The organism is Bacillus sp. OK048 (genome assembly GCF_900103525.1).
GTDB lineage: Bacteria > Bacillota > Bacilli > Bacillales > Cytobacillaceae > Neobacillus.
In genome coordinates, this window is the sequence record NZ_FNHN01000001.1 from 377,989 (window position 1) to 392,430 (window position 14,442).

Sequence of the window (14,442 nt, forward strand, 5' to 3'; positions counted from 1 at the left end):
TATTTCCTCACTCCTCTGTAGAATATATGGCATCTTCGTTTGCAGCTTCTGGCGGCACCATTGGGTACACATTTTCTTCTTTTGTTACGAAGAAATTTACTAGAACAGGCCCATCATATCGAAGAGACTCTATGATGGCTGTTTCTGCATTATGTCTATTGGAAGCATTTATTGCTTTAATCTGATAACCTTCCGCCACTTTAACAAAATCTGGAGAACTGAGCTCAACCCCATAAACTCTATTATTAAAAAAGAACTTTTGTAGCTGTCTTACCAACCCTAAATGACCATTATTTAGTATATAAATTTTAATCGGCAACTTATGCTCAAAGATTGTTTGAAGTTCTTGAATATTCATTTGGAATGAACCGTCTCCTGAAATACATATAACTGTTTCATTTAGATTAGCGAACTGTGCACCAATCGCCGCTGGAAGGCCGAATCCCATCGTTCCTAAACCACCTGAAGTGATAAATCGTCTTGGCCCGTTCGTTTGATAATAGTGGGCTGCCCACATTTGATGCTGCCCTACATCTGTCGTTATGATTGCATTTCCGTTTGTGTACTCATTAATAAGATTAATAACTGTCTGAGGTTTAAGTGTGTCATCATCTTCTTTATAGGACAGCTTCATTTCCTGTTTCCATTGATTTATTTCAAAAAGCCAATTTCCAGTGTTAGGAACGGATTGAATCTTCTGATCTAGTAAATGAATGGATTTCTTTAAATCAGCAACAAGTGGATAATCTATTTTTACGTTTTTGCCTATTTCTGACGAATCTATATCAATATGCACCTTTATAGAATACGGTGAAAAACTTTCTATTTTCCCCGTTACACGGTCGTCAAATCGAACTCCGCATGCAATCAATAAATCGCAATTCTTTACAGCTTTATTGGCTGCATAAGTACCATGCATTCCTAACATGCCAATGAAAAGGGGATCATGCTGCGGATAGTTACCTAACCCCATTAGTGTTGATACAACTGGTATCCCCGTTCTTTTAGCAAATTTTAGAATTACTTCTGAGGCTTCAGAGTGAATCACGCCGCCGCCAATATATAATAATGGTCGTCTAGATTTTGAAATTTGTAACGCGATCTCCTCTATCTGAGGTAAATAAGGTTCATATATTGGTTTATAACCGGGGAGATCAACTTTTTCGCAAAATTCAAACGGCACTTTTTGTTTTCCTACATCCTTTGGAATATCAACTAGAACGGGACCAGGTCTACCTGTGGATGCAATATGATAGGCCTCAGCCATTACCCGAGAAAGGTCACCTGCATCTCTAACTTGATAATTATGTTTGGTGATTGGCATGGTCATACTAAGAATATCTGTTTCTTGAAAAGCATCCTTACCTATTAAGCTGGTAGAAACTTGACCAGTTATGATGACCAAAGGAGTAGAGTCCATGTAAGCATCCGCAATTCCGGTCACTAAATTGGTAGCACCAGGTCCGGAGGTTGCAATGACGGTACCAGGCTTGCCGGTTGCTCTTGCATATCCTTCTGCAGCGTGTATAGCGGCTTGTTCATGTCTCGTTAAAATATGTTTAATCCCGCTATCGTAGAGTGCATCATAAACCGGAAGAATAGCTCCCCCAGGATAACCAAAAATTAAATCTACCCCAAGCCTGCTCAAACACTCTACGACGATTTCTCCGCCTGTTTTACACTTAGTTAGTTGTTGCAACATTTTTGCTCCTCCTTTTTAATGTTGGTCAAGAAACCAATACTAGAAGTTCAACACTTTATTCACATACTCTATGATTCTAGCTGAAGTAGGAATCCATACATCCTCGATAACCGAAAATGGATAAACCGTATCTGGCGGGGCTACGCGTAACACAGGAGCTTCTAAATAAAGCATAGCTTCTTCATTAATTTGAGCTATGACTTCAGCTGCCACTCCTGCTGTTTTTTGTGCCTCCTGAACTACAATAGCACGATTGGTTTTTTGTACAGATTTAACAATTGTTTCTATATCAATAGGACTGATGGTACGCAGGTCGATGACTTCGACTTTAACGCCTTGTTCTTTCTCTATTTTCTCAGCTGCATCTAAGGAGGTATGGACCATAGCACCGTAAGTAATGATGGTTACATCCTCACCTTCTCGGACTACTTTTGCCTTGCCAATTGGGACCGTGTACTCACCTATTGGAACTTCAGACCTAAAAGAACGATATAGCTTCATATGCTCCAAAAAAATTACCGGATCATTATCACGAATGGAAGAAATCAATAACCCCTTAGCATCATATGGATTAGATGGGATCACTACCTTTACTCCAGGTGTTTGTAACATCATACCTTCAAAACTATCTGCATGATTCTCAGGAGTTTTAACGCCTCCACCATAGGGGGCTCGAAACGTAATTGGACTATGAAATCTTCCCCCTGACCGGAATCTCATTCGGGCTGCTTGATTGGCTATCGAATCGATTGCCTCGAACATAAAGCCAAAAAACTGGATTTCAGCTACTGGACGGAATCCTTGTAGTCCGAGTCCGATGGCTAATCCACCTATCCCTGATTCAGCTAGCGGAGTATCAAAAACTCTGTGTTCACCGAATATTTCCTGCAAACCTTCAGTAGCACGAAAAACCCCTCCATTATGACCCACATCTTCACCAAAAATAAGAACATTTTCATCGCGTTCAAGCTCAATTTTCATTGCATCATTGATTGCTTGAATCATAGTCATTTGCACTGTATTAGCTGTTGGAATTTGTGTCACCTTAATTTCCCTCCATTGCGATAAATTCTGCCTTCTGTTTTTCTAAGTGAGAAGGGGTTTGCTCGAACATTGAGTCTATTAATGTAGGAATTGTCATTTTGGGTGTCTCATCAGCCATTTTGATTCCTTCGGCAATAGCCTTTTTCGCTTCCTCTATCACTAATTCTTCCTCTATTTCGTTCCATAGACCCTTTGTAGTCAAATATTTTCTAAAGCGAATTAATGGATCCTTTTGTTTCCATTCATCTTCCTCTTCTTTATTACGATATCTTTTCGGGTCATCACCTGCCATTGTATGGGCACCGTAACGATAAGTAATCGCTTCAATCAAAGTTGGTCCTTCTCCATTTCTTGCTCTTTCAGCCGCATCCGATACGGCTTTATGAACCGCAAGAACATCCATACCATCCACCTGAATTCCTTTTATTCCGGCAGCAACTGCTTTTTGTGCAAGAGTTTCTGCTCTTGTTTGTTTATTTATAGGAACTGATATGGCATATTGATTATTTTGTACAAAAAAGATTGCTGGTGCATTATAGGCACCTGCGAAATTAATACCTTCGTAAAAGTCTCCTTGAGATGTACCTCCATCCCCAATATAAGCGATGGCCACATTCTTTTTGTTTCTAAGCTTAAAACCTAAAGCGACACCTGCTGCTTGGATGATCTGAGCTCCAATAATAATTTGCGGCATCAAAACATTAACACCTTCCGGAATTTGTCCCCCATGTTGATGACCTCTTGAATAGAGGAATGATTGATAAAGAGGTAGACCGTGCCAAACAATTTGTGGAATATCACGGTAACTTCCTAAGATAAAGTCCTCTTTAGAGAGGGCATCCTCACTCCCAATCATGCTAGCTTCTTGACCAGAGACTGGAGCCCATAGCCCCAATCGTCCTTGGCGGTTTAACTTAATTGCCCGTTCATCCCAAATCCGAGTAAATACCATTTTTTTCATAAGTCCTATCAATCTTTCGTTAGATAGTTGTGGGATAAGATCATGATTCATGATCTTCCCATCCTTATCTAGAATTGAAAGAACCTTAGAATGATCCGAATATATTTGTACTGTTGATTGACTCATTTTGTATCCCTCCAGTATTTTGAATATTCAAAAGATTATGATTAATATAATTTAGGTTGATAATATCAGGGTCATTGTTGACTGTCAACAATGACTTACGATTTTCTCCAATAATGAAAGGTTTTTCACCTATTTGAAGAACCAATCACCAAGTTACTTTATACTAATGCAATTTCCATGCCATTTTAAAACTGATGGATGTTTCCCTTTACTAATGTGTTTTTTAATCTGTAAGTTTGTCACTCAAATATCTAAAATGTAAGGCAAAACAGACAACTGTAAGAAAACGCCTACAGTTAGTCACATGAAATAATAATTTCTATTAAAATACCTTTTAAAATTAAGTAAATATTCTTTTCCAAATAGTGAGGTTAGTATATAGTTAGGATTAAACTAAATGCACATTTTTATATGGATAACAAGGCTTAGAATGGGATGTGGATGTATGAGTCGGATAATAAAGCCGGGACCCCTACATATACAGGCATACAATATTATGAAAAAGCAATTTTTAGAGGGGCAATACGAACCTGGGGAAAGAATTATTGAATTACAATTTGCCGAAAAACTAGGAATCAGTAGAGGACCACTTAGAGAAGCCATTAGAATGCTGATGCATGATGGACTACTTATTCAGGACGATCGATCTGTTCATCTTTTTAAACCTACTTTAGAAGATATAATTGAAGTATTTCAATGTCGAGAATATCTTGAGTTGCTAGCAGTGCGTCTGGCATCTAAAAATATGACAGGTACATTACAGCAAAAACTGTCTTTAAATATTCAGAACTTAAGAGAAGCTGTCGAGAAAAATTCAAAAAAGGATATTAGTGCTTATGACCAAGAGTTTCATGACTTGATTATTTATGCATCAAAAAATAAGCAATTGATTGAATTAATGACAAAAATCCAAATTAAAATCACTTATATGCGAAATAATATTTTTCGGAATTATCATACCAGGTTGGATTTTACAGATGAGCATAAAAGTATTTTTCAGGCCTTAGTTGATAACGATATTGCAAAAGCAGAGGAAGAAATGAGAAATCATATAGAAAGTAACTTGAATTTTATTATTCAAGCCAATAATAATGATAATTCTTATAGAAAAAAGTAGTTTACCAGAGCGTTCTGAATTACCAGCTAAAATTAACGAAACTCTTATCGTCGAGTTTTACTCTCGTTAATTAATTTGCTTATTAGATAGCAGTCATAAAAACCCTAGAAGCGTTGGCACTGACTAACCTTTTTGAGACAAGAATAAAACACCCTATTTTGCAGCCAATTGACGGTATTGAACCGGCGATTGGCTGTTTAGTTTCGTTTGAATACGGATATTGTTATAATAATTGATGTACTCTTCGACGATCCGAATCATAAGAGCATTGGTTGTACGATAAATATCGTCGAGATAGAACGTTTCAGACTTTAGAGAGGAATGAAACGATTCGATTGGGGAATTATCAGCTGGCGTGCCTTTACGGGACATGCTCATGATAATTCCTTTTTCTTTGACTCCTTTTTGATAAGCATAGGATGTATAAACGGAACCTTGGTCACTATGCAGAATACACCCCTTTGGTAGCTCAGGCAATTGAGACAGCGTGTCCAACACAAAATCGGTGTCTTGTTTGAAACCGATAGTTTGTGCCACAATCTCGCCATTGTAGACATCGAGAATACTAGAAAGATACATCATTGATTGGCCAAAAGGCAAGTACGTAATATCCGTGACCATCTTCTCCAAGGGTTTAGACGCTGTAAAATCACGTGCCATTAAATTAGGTACGACGTATGCGGGCTGTCCGGTACGTTTGCGTTTCTTCACCTTTACTTTACATTGCCAACTATTTTTTTGCATGGTACGCTGCGTAGTCCTCTCACAAACTCCTGGGTACAGAGCGGCAATCTTGCGATAACCGTATCGGTACTTATGCTGTTTGCACAAGTCGCTAATCTGTTGATCTCGAATTTCTTTTTGAGTGAGTTGATCCGCATTCTTTCTCCAACGATAGTATGATGAGCGACCTACGCCTAGGTGCCGACAGATCTCGCCTATTGGCATAACATCCTTTAATTCTTCTACCAATTGGATTACTACTTTTGGCGCCACTTCCTTTCCAATTCCGCGTACATTTTTAAGACTTCAATCTGCTGTTTCAAATACCGATTCTCTGCCTGTAGCTTGGCTGTCTCACTATCAAATTCTGGTCCTTTTCCAAAGGTATATTGTTTACCAACTGGTTGATGGAGACGGTGGATTTCTCCATTTCGATACCACCGCATCCATGTCTTTAATTGCGTTTTGTTCCGAATGTTCAATTCTTCCATTACTTCTTTTACCAGCACCTTAGTCAACCGCATTTTAATGGCCTTCATTTTTACTTCTACTGGATAACTAACTCTTGTCCCCATAGAAAAAACACCTCCGCATTGATTATTTAGGTATTGTATACCCGTTTTTCAACGAAAGGTGTTTTTATTTGTCTCACTTTTTTAGGTCAGTGCCGTGCCTTTAATCAAGGCTTTTTATTTTTGCTGTATTAACCTTGGCTGTGGATTTGCGCTACATTTTGTAAATTTTATAAAAGTCGGCTATGTGTGATGGTTAATAAATTCTAGGTGGAATTTGTTCGAATCCTTCGGTCCGATTCTTTTCAATAATTTTTCAAAACAAGTCTTCGGTAATAGTCAGCAGCATCGTATTCGAAGTATCGACCTTCAGAAAAACCAGCTTTTTTTCTCTCGGACATAACATGCTAATAATGCCCCATTTTCTCCAACCAATCGCCCTCGATTAAAGCTCTTCTTATATTTCTTTTGTTTCCTTTACTGACTTGCACTCTTATAGAATATAAACCATAACTTGTAATACAAAAGGATTGTTACTTATGAATAATTTTAATTCACTTTGTCATCAATTTGCTAAAAATTCTTAACGGAAAACCGAAGATTAAATCTAGGGTTTGTTCTGATGAGCTTGACCGTAATTTTATATACATTTGTTTATAGTCTTATCCTCTAGTCATAGATTTTTTTATTATATTTTCATAAAATACATCGAAAAGTCAAAGAACATAGTAGGAAATGGAAAGTGTATGCCAACCCTTTTTAGAATTTAGAGGCGCTTCAACATCAAAAAATAGGAATACATCTGGTTTCCAGTCCTTCACAAAAACTCTGGTGTCATTTAGGCAAATATAAGCATACGCTATTCTAAATTCGTTACCTAGAATGAGGGAGAAGTTATGCCATCTATAGTAATTAATTTATATAATCTCAAGATAAATAGCATTTCTGGAAACGGCTCTGTAACCATTGGTGAAGCTTCACATAATAGTCATACTGCAAAGAGCAAGGTACAGGGAGTTAACTCATCATATGGTGACATGTCCCCTACAGAAGCCAATTTGCAAAATATACTGATTGACCCAGATGTAAACGATATGACAGATATCGGGAATTCTGATAGTACAAACGTGGGAAGAATCCCAGGTTTCTAAACTAGAGGGGGAAGAGGAAAAAATGCCTTGTCAGATTAATATCTTCAATATAAAAGTCAATGGAGCAACACAGAATGGAAATATTGATATTGGACCAACTGTTCATAATAGTCACACTGCGAATAGTAAATTTATAGGTGCTAATTTTTCTCAAGGAGATTTTTCACCAACCTTTTCACAGATGAACTCAGGAATTATTGATACAGATGTAAGTGACCAAGATCAAATTGCCAATCCATCCATGCCAATTTCTAATCAAATATAAAATGAACTAGGAGGTAAAATAATGGATATTGAAAAAATAAGAAAATGGATGGAAATAACAAATGAATATCAACAAAGTGATTTTTGGAGCAATGTTTTAAATCAACAACCCCCAAAAGAATTTTTTACCAAAAGTTTTGATGTTGATGTACCCAAACATGATACCTATCAAAATGATACAACAATCTGTATTCTTGTTGAATTACCCGGTATTCAAGTAAACGATCTTTTATTTAATTTAATATCAAAAAGTCGTATTTCAATAAAAACAACCGTAGTCCCGCCAATTTCAAACGAACTGGCAATAAAGCAGGAAAGATATTATGGGGATATGAGTTTTGAAATTGATCTGCCTGAACCAACAGAGGCACATTTATTAACGGTCCAGTATCAAGATGGACTCCTTTACATCAGTTATCCAAGACAGATAGAAAAGATAAACGTCAATATCTAACATCCACTAAAAGCCTAAATTCCCTTCAATTACTATTATCCACTACAACGTTTCCCCTCTCCAAACCATGCTCTTCGCCTTCCTAGCTTTTAAAGATAGTTAAAAACTCAGAAAAATACCAATTTAGCCAGTTATGAATCTAGCCTTGCGCTATTTGAAGTTCGTCAGTTAGGAGGTCACCTAATTTTTCCGGCGCAGGGATTTCTTCATATAATAGTTCCACTCCGCTGTATGTGTAATATGAATTCCCACATCCCTTATTGGATTTTTCACGTTCGTAAAACGAAATCCATTAGCTTCCCAAGACTCCATAATTTCCTCACATCAATTTCTTTTTGTCCACGTTTCCTATACTAGCTTTTTTATTCCTCACTGTATCGACAGGGTAACACCGATTAACTTGTAAGTAGGTAGGATGATTTGTGTGGTTATAGTAAGATGGGTAAAAAGGAGGCGTATCCACAAACCAAGTGGTTGGCAAAAATCCTTATGAATTGGATGGTTCGTTACGTGAAAAATTACCTTATGATATTTGTGATAATCTAAATGTAAAAGATTAATACGAGTACCTACGCTTAAATTAATAATCAGAGATTATGACTAAAGGAGTCGATAAGATATGACATGGACCATTGCACTTACGGTATTGCTTGGAATTGTGATTAAAATGGTAACGAGTCCTCCAAGTGCAGTTGTGGAATGGATTTCAAGTAAATTTGCACTTCATCCAAAACTTAGTTCAAAAGATGTTACTGTAACATATATTGAAAAACACCTAGAAGGGGAAGAAAAAATTCGATTTATTGAGTATTTTAATGAAGCGACTTTTTTAAAACAATATGATATCTTTCCAGGCAAAGAAAAATTATTTCTACATCCAGAGACTAATGTTACTCCATTTGTTATCAACATAAAAAGAGGGAAAAAAGATAGTAAGATCTTGGTTTATTGTTTTGCAGATTACGTTTATGTAGTCAAGCAGTACAATAAGAAAGTAGTAGCTTATAATCTTAGGTCTGATAATCTACAAAAATTCACTTTATCTGCCAAGGTAATGACTAAAGATGTAATATAAGACAAGCTTGATATACAATAAATAACATTTGTTTCCAGAAACTAGTAATGATTTGTTGTATAAATATTTCTTCACATATTTTAATATTTTTCACTTAAGGGTGGTAAACATGAAGTTAGTCCTCATGCTAGTACTTGTTGCTGCAATGGTAGTTTTATTTTTTTGTGGTTATTTTGCAGGAATGTTAAAAGAACGGTACGGAAAAAATCTATTAATCGTTATACCCATTTGTATTTCCATGTTTATGTTTCACCTTATTTGGGCTTTAACTGAATTAGCAAAATCTGCAAGATGGCAATAAGAAAGAATAACTATAAAAACGAAAGAGCTTATGCCTTGCGTTTTTATAGTTATTATTTTTTGTAAAGTAAAAATCTAGGCAGTCAAATCTAAAGAACCTGAATTCAATATGTAAAAAAGCCGAATCCCCTTATAAAGAAAACGGCTTAATATCAGATAGAAATTTGGTCATTTCATCCAAATTGTACTTTCCTTCTTTTCTTTGTTTACTAACAATTTAAAAACATCCGGCCTTGAATAATGACCAACAGAATCAAAGTCAAATTGACTATAGGCTATCTGTTTCATATCCAGGTCTGCAATGATGATCTCTTCTTTTCCCCAAACAGGCTCCGCAACATAATCACCAAGCGGTTCAACGATGGCACTTCCACCGTTACTCATCACATTTGACGATGAAACAAGGTCATCATAACAAGCTAAATATTCACAAAATATTTTTTACATTATTTTACTATTCAAGTTGTTACATTAATAAAATCTACTTCTCATAATAAATGATTTATAAATTTTATTACCATCCAGTTTTACTTCTAAATAAAAAGAAACACGATAAAATCGTGATTTTTTGATATGAAAAAACATAAGCAGCAATCCGTTTTCAGTTCGCACCAGTTGACTTACGAGTAAGGTCATTTCCTGACTAAATCCTGACAAAAAAACCGATTCCACTTGTGGAACCGGTTTTTGATTATGATTTATGATAGTTGAAATTACGGCAAGGGTATTTTATACGGTAGCTAGTTCTTTTTGTTCTTGTTCTTCTAAACAACCATTGGTCCAAAAAATTCGCAATGGATTTGTTCTTCATTTACTCCCAAATCCTTAAAATAGCGATTGATAGCTTTCATAAACGGCAGAATCATATCATTTCACTGAAACTTTACCTTGAACTTCAATTTTAACATCTGCTTTTTTCAAAATATTTCCGACATCGCACCCTTTATCTGCTGCTTCTGTCGCTCTTTGTGCAGATTGAATTTGTTCTTCTGTCGCGCCAGCAGATAAAACGATTTGAGGATAATGGATAATTTTAAACTCATTATCAGATATATTTGCCTCAGAGTTCACTGTAAGTTCCGCCAAAGGAAGTTTTCTGCTTTCAAGCACAAATGTTAGCGTTGCTGCATAACAAGTTGTTACAGAAGCAACGAGAACCTCTTTTGGATTTGCTCCGTTACCACTACCTCCTAATGATGTTGGAATAGCGATTTTTGTATCAAGATACTCTGCTTTAAGGGTTCCATTCCCTGTTACCCCTCCATCCCAAACAGCATTCACATTTATTTTCATATCAGCCATAATTAACACTCCTTCTATTAAATTAATTGCATAATTATCTTGCCTATTTACGTATGTTTATACGCTATGGATATCGCAAACACTTCGTTAAAAGACAAGAAGAACAGGTTTAACGTTTTAATAGGTACCTACCGGTCGGTACAAAATGAAGTTTACCACACTCTTTAAAAAGTTGGCAAGTAAACAGGTTATATTTTTAAAGAATGTTGTACTATTAACAAATCAAATCATTGGTATTTAACGAAATTTTATAGTTTGTTTAAGAATTCTTTCACTGCTTCTGTAGTTTTAGCGTTTGCACTATGCAAATGAGCAAGCTTTTCACCGTTTTTAAAAACTAATAAAGATGGGATTCCCATAACACTTTGTTTGTCAGAAATTTCCGGAAACTCATCACGATCAATTTTAAACCATTGTTTTTCCTGATGCTCTTCTGTAACTTCATCAATAAACATTCCTAACCGTTTACAGTCTGGGCACCAAGTTGTAGTGAAAATTCCAATAGTTAGTTCATCTTGGGAAATTTGCTCAAGATATTCTTGCTCTGTATTAACTTGTTTCATGTTTTCTCCTCCAAGTGGGTCTATCAATTTTCGAATTATTTATAAAGCTTTTCATCTTCACTATTGTTATAAACTTGTTGATACGCAATGACAAAATAGTTTTTTTACTCCCCAATTTCGAACGAAAATCCTTCTTATTTCACTTTATTAATTAATGACATTCTTCCGTTTATGATTCGCTGAGGGCTTATTAATTGAAAACTGTTAGCTGTAATCGAAAAGTCAATTTTTAATTCTTTTTCAAAAAAGAGTAGTTTTGACTTTTCCATTAAAACTGGGCGATTATTTGTATCAAATAAAAGATCGTCATTTTCTTCCGCAGAAGAGACAAACCATAAAGTCGGCATTCCGCCAGCACAGCCGAAAAACTCGTGTTCGTCGATTTCGTATTTTATTTTTAATATTCCATTTTGTTCTCCGATTTTTTTGTTTAGTTCTTCTATCGCACTGTCTGTAATGGTGATATTCAAACCTCTTGCTCCTTTCACTCTTCTCATTAATGAATAGAATTTACTGTATTTATAAAAAGTATGCTTTTATAATTTTGTACCTACCATTCGGTACAATTTTAGTCTAACATACTTTTTTTATTATTGGCAACAAAATATTTAGTATGGAAATATAATCCTTTTATCTTAACAACCATTTTTCTTGAAGAACCTACTAGTGTCTAAGCGGATAGTATTGTATCTTAGCAAAAAATAATGCTATAATAATTGTACCGAACAGTTGGTAAATTTCGCGTTTAAATCTGCGATTTAAAGGATAAATTAAATAAAATTAAAAGGAGTTTTAAAATTGCCAACAAATTTTTATACGAAAGAAAATACTCAAGACAAACTAGGGGTAACGAGTGACGAACTTGCAGAAGCCATCATGATAGCTTCCGCAGTACGTGCAGGCGGATCTTATGCTTAAGTTATCAAGAGTGAGGTTGTAGTTATTATGTCTTCTAAAAAACAGGAAATAATACGAATAGCTAGAGAGGTCATACACTCAAAAGGCTACCAAGCGACATCAGTCAGCGATATTATGGCAGCTACTAATATCGGAAAGGGACAATTTTACCATTATTTTCAATCAAAACATGATCTTGGATTAGTTATTGTAGAAGATCTGGTCAAAGATTGGGAAGGGCAGTTAATAATTGGAATTCTGAAAACTTCAGATGCCCCTGTTACTAAGTTAAATCGCATGCTCCAATGGGTGGAGACAAGTCATGCAGAAATGGAAATTAAGTATGGGTGCGCAATGGGAAATTTGGCAATCGAAATGAGTGTCCAAGATGAGGAATTCCGAGTAAAAATTAAAGAATTTTTTAATCACTGGGTAAACTCAGTCACTGATATATTAACGGAAATGATTGAGAATCATCAGTTAGATGAATCAATTAATCCGAAAAAAAACGCAGAATCCATTGTTGCTATGATTGAAGGCGGAATTTTATTAATGGTAAACCGACAAAACATCCAAGTTTTACAAAATATTTTTGAAGTGATTAAACAACAGTATCATTTAGATTAAAGACAAAAAGTTAAGACAAGACTTACTAACTGAGGATTAGTAAGTCTTTTTTAGCTTGATAAACCCATTAAAGGCTTCACTTTTAATAGGAGCTGCTTAGGTTGAATTTCAGCTTTATCATTCATCAAAATGTCCAAATATGGATACCTCCCCATACCTCACAAAGAATAATATTGCTGAATAAAGGAATATAGGTATCGGAAACAAGATAATAGCCAATCCCACCATATCCTCCATAACGAAAAGAAGCTATCCTAAAAGATTATTAATTACAATCTTTTAGAGATAGCTCCTTTTTTTTGAAAGAATACTATTCTTTTTTTCCATCTAAATAAATAGGTAAAGAAGATATGGCTGAAACGAACCTAAATATTGTAGGTTCTTTTAATTAGACAAGGCAATTATGCAAGGAGGATATTATATGCAAATTATTGGTCTGGAGGCGACGTATTATAGTTGCCCCTTCGAGAAGCCTGTAGAGAACAGGATTTATACCTATAGCAAATATGACCTGATCACGGGTCCACTTGAAGACAGATGAGGGGATTACAGGCTTCGGATGGGTTAAAGGTGGAGCGGATGTACTAGCTACGGTCCTGAGCCTTAAAGAAGTCGTTGTTGGTCGTGATCCCTATGATTATGAGAAGATTTGGTCTTTATTGTATCGACCAAAAATTACCGGTCGCAAAGGTTTGGGCATTAGAGCTGTTTCCTGTATAGATATTGCACTTTGGGACATTATGGGCAAAGCTGCCCAACAACCTTTATACAAGCTCCTGGGCAATTACCGTCAGAAGCAGCCTGCTTACATTGCTGGTGGACTATGAGGACTCAAAAGGTATAGAGGGTCTGATTGAAGAAATGCTTAGGTGTGTTGATATGGGAGATAAAGCTGTCAAAATGAAGATTGGCAAACTGTTGGTCAAGGAAGATTTAAAAAGGATCGAAGTGGTGAGAAAGGCTATTGGTCCTGACGTAAAGCTCATGATCGACGCGAATAACGCCTATACCCCTAGTGATGCTATTGAGATGGCGCGTGGCTCTGAAGAGTATGATGTATATTGGTTTGGAGAGCTGGTACATCCGGATGATCTCCCAGGGCTAAAGCGGGTAGCCCAAAAAAGCAATGTTCGAATCGCTACAGGTGAAAACGAATATACGGCCTATGGATTCCGTGAGCTACTAATTAATGATACTGTTGATGTTATTAATCCAGATGCCCATTACTGTGGTGGAATTACCGAGTGGAAAAAGATTGCTGATCTTGCCAGGGTCATTAACGTTCAGGTTGCTCCCCATGGCAGCCAGCAGCTTCACTGCCACTTGCTTGCATCTATTTCTAACGGGCTCATCCTTGAGTACTATCCGCCGAACACGAATCCCATTTTAGGAGGTCAGATGTTTCAAGAGTTCATTCCGTATGAAAATGGATTTGTCAGTCCACCGGATCGCCCAGGGCTAGGTTTTGAGCTAAATCGAGATTTTATGAAGCAATATTTAATATCCCATATCTCTTAAAGTCATTACCGTAAAGCTATAAAGTTAAAACTATTTAAAGTAGAAAATAGGGCACCCACTTTAATGGCTGCCCTCTCGAATAAACCGCATATCTCCTATTAGACAA

The 14,442-nt window shown here is 36.2% G+C and carries 16 protein-coding genes and 2 pseudogenes; 10 read left to right on the top strand and 8 right to left on the bottom strand.

From position 1 onward, the window contains the following. Positions 1-7: 7 nt before the first annotated feature. From ilvB to pdhA, 3 genes are read right to left on the bottom strand one after another with little or no spacing between them, the layout of a single operon-like run. Positions 8-1,702: a biosynthetic-type acetolactate synthase large subunit gene (ilvB, locus tag BLR86_RS01815; RefSeq protein WP_090757931.1), complete on the bottom strand. Its 1,695-nt coding sequence runs from the start codon at positions 1,700-1,702 to the stop codon at positions 8-10. A 39-nt stretch (positions 1,703-1,741) separates the two neighbouring features. Then, positions 1,742-2,713, bottom strand: coding sequence for an alpha-ketoacid dehydrogenase subunit beta (locus tag BLR86_RS01820; protein WP_090758237.1), 972 nt, complete (start codon positions 2,711-2,713; stop codon positions 1,742-1,744). A 34-nt stretch (positions 2,714-2,747) separates the two neighbouring features. Further along, the gene (gene pdhA, locus BLR86_RS01825; RefSeq protein WP_090757932.1) at positions 2,748-3,833 is read right to left on the bottom strand and encodes a pyruvate dehydrogenase (acetyl-transferring) E1 component subunit alpha; all 1,086 of its coding nucleotides are present in this window, start codon (positions 3,831-3,833) and stop codon (positions 2,748-2,750) included. 445 nt (positions 3,834-4,278) lie between these two features. Here pdhA and BLR86_RS01830 point away from each other — a divergent pair, with 445 nt between their 5' ends. Both BLR86_RS01830 and BLR86_RS25575 read left to right on the top strand, forming a co-directional pair. Beyond that, a complete protein-coding gene (locus BLR86_RS01830) occupies positions 4,279-4,950 on the top strand; it encodes a GntR family transcriptional regulator (RefSeq protein WP_302847190.1) in 672 nt (223 codons plus the stop codon). A gap of 1 nt (position 4,951) precedes the next feature. After that, positions 4,952-5,020, top strand: a pseudogene (locus BLR86_RS25575) (30S ribosomal protein S4); the annotation flags it as partial. 83 nt (positions 5,021-5,103) lie between these two features. Here the strand turns inward: BLR86_RS25575 and BLR86_RS01835 are convergent. Next, positions 5,104-6,248 (bottom strand): IS3 family transposase gene (locus tag BLR86_RS01835; RefSeq protein WP_090757934.1). Its coding sequence is split into 2 segments (ribosomal slippage): positions 5,104-5,969 and positions 5,969-6,248, totalling 1,146 coding nucleotides; the frame shifts between segments, so codons are not numbered across the junction. Between the two features lie 833 nt (positions 6,249-7,081). Here BLR86_RS01835 and BLR86_RS01840 point away from each other — a divergent pair. From BLR86_RS01840 to BLR86_RS01860, 5 genes are all read left to right on the top strand, one after another. Then, positions 7,082-7,336, top strand: a complete 255-nt coding sequence (locus tag BLR86_RS01840; protein WP_090757935.1) for a spore germination protein — start codon at positions 7,082-7,084, stop codon at positions 7,334-7,336. A 22-nt stretch (positions 7,337-7,358) separates the two neighbouring features. Further along, a complete protein-coding gene (locus BLR86_RS01845) occupies positions 7,359-7,601 on the top strand; it encodes a spore germination protein (protein ID WP_090757936.1) in 243 nt (80 codons plus the stop codon). A gap of 21 nt (positions 7,602-7,622) precedes the next feature. Next, entirely contained in the window at positions 7,623-8,054 is a 432-nt protein-coding gene (locus BLR86_RS01850) for an Hsp20/alpha crystallin family protein (protein ID WP_090757937.1), read from the top strand. A gap of 619 nt (positions 8,055-8,673) precedes the next feature. After that, positions 8,674-9,129, top strand: a complete 456-nt coding sequence (locus BLR86_RS01855) for a YfmQ family protein (protein ID WP_090757938.1) — start codon at positions 8,674-8,676, stop codon at positions 9,127-9,129. Between the two features lie 109 nt (positions 9,130-9,238). After that, positions 9,239-9,430 (top strand): hypothetical protein, encoded by a 192-nt coding sequence (locus BLR86_RS01860; RefSeq protein WP_090757939.1) that lies wholly within the window; start codon positions 9,239-9,241, stop codon positions 9,428-9,430. 167 nt (positions 9,431-9,597) lie between these two features. On the opposite strand, the pseudogene BLR86_RS01865 reads toward BLR86_RS01860, so the two are convergent. The 4 genes and pseudogenes from BLR86_RS01865 to BLR86_RS01880 all read right to left on the bottom strand — a co-directional run. Beyond that, a pseudogene (locus tag BLR86_RS01865) lies at positions 9,598-9,852 on the bottom strand (nitrilase-related carbon-nitrogen hydrolase); the annotation flags it as partial. A 444-nt stretch (positions 9,853-10,296) separates the two neighbouring features. After that, positions 10,297-10,731, bottom strand: a complete 435-nt coding sequence (locus tag BLR86_RS01870) for an OsmC family protein (protein WP_139185557.1) — start codon at positions 10,729-10,731, stop codon at positions 10,297-10,299. 248 nt (positions 10,732-10,979) lie between these two features. Further along, positions 10,980-11,294 (bottom strand): thioredoxin family protein, encoded by a 315-nt coding sequence (locus BLR86_RS01875; protein WP_090757941.1) that lies wholly within the window; start codon positions 11,292-11,294, stop codon positions 10,980-10,982. A 134-nt stretch (positions 11,295-11,428) separates the two neighbouring features. Beyond that, complete coding sequence (locus BLR86_RS01880) at positions 11,429-11,791, bottom strand: iron-sulfur cluster biosynthesis family protein (protein ID WP_254782202.1); 363 nt, start codon at positions 11,789-11,791, stop codon at positions 11,429-11,431. Positions 11,792-12,239: 448 nt separating this feature from the next. Here BLR86_RS01880 and BLR86_RS01885 point away from each other — a divergent pair, with 448 nt between their 5' ends. The 3 genes from BLR86_RS01885 to BLR86_RS01895 all read left to right on the top strand — a co-directional run bounded on the left by BLR86_RS01885 (position 12,240) and on the right by BLR86_RS01895 (position 14,336). Beyond that, complete coding sequence (locus BLR86_RS01885; protein WP_090757942.1) at positions 12,240-12,818, top strand: TetR/AcrR family transcriptional regulator; 579 nt, start codon at positions 12,240-12,242, stop codon at positions 12,816-12,818. Between the two features lie 527 nt (positions 12,819-13,345). Beyond that, positions 13,346-13,645, top strand: coding sequence for an enolase-like domain-containing protein (locus BLR86_RS01890; RefSeq protein ID WP_090757943.1), 300 nt, complete (start codon positions 13,346-13,348; stop codon positions 13,643-13,645). Beyond that, positions 13,635-14,336: a mandelate racemase/muconate lactonizing enzyme family protein gene (locus BLR86_RS01895; RefSeq protein WP_139185558.1), complete on the top strand. Its 702-nt coding sequence runs from the start codon at positions 13,635-13,637 to the stop codon at positions 14,334-14,336. The genes BLR86_RS01890 and BLR86_RS01895 overlap by 11 nt, the downstream gene beginning before the upstream one ends. Positions 14,337-14,442 lie beyond the last annotated feature (106 nt).